The 426-nt window shown below is 63.6% G+C and carries 1 protein-coding gene; it reads right to left on the reverse strand.

All coding sequences use genetic code 11. From position 1 onward, the window contains the following. Window positions 1-426 (reverse strand): penicillin acylase family protein (locus tag KBI52_RS00725; RefSeq protein ID WP_210804775.1); only part of this gene is annotated, 426 nt, incomplete at both ends.

A 426-nucleotide genomic window follows, 5' to 3' on the forward strand; every position in this document is an offset into this window, starting at 1 on the left:
AGCATCGCCCACGACAAGGTTCTGATGCGGAATGCCCAACCGGTGGGCAATGTCCAGCGCTGCGCCCGTTGTCACGGCTCGTTCAAGGTCCAACATGCCGCGCAGGTTCACTGCCACTGGATCGTGCGCAATCCAGCGATAAGCCAGCTTGCGGCCCTGTCGGTCGGCGGCGATCACAGGCCCCCAGAGGCTCTCTTCGATGGATAGGATCTCGCATGCTGTGCCCTTCGGGCAGAGGCGCTCTTCCACGTGGTCGAGGCGCCGAGGGCCCGCGGGCGTGCGATAGAGATCGGGATTTGCCGCGACCGGTTCGAGGATGACGACATCGCCCGTATCGATATAGCTGTTGGTGAAGCCCCAGGCGATCTTGCCATTGCTGCCGGCGACGACGCTCGGAGTTCCGGGCAGCGTAACGCCTGTGATGTC

Source organism: Microvirga sp. HBU67558, assembly GCF_018069605.1.
GTDB lineage: Bacteria > Pseudomonadota > Alphaproteobacteria > Rhizobiales > Beijerinckiaceae > Microvirga > Microvirga terrae.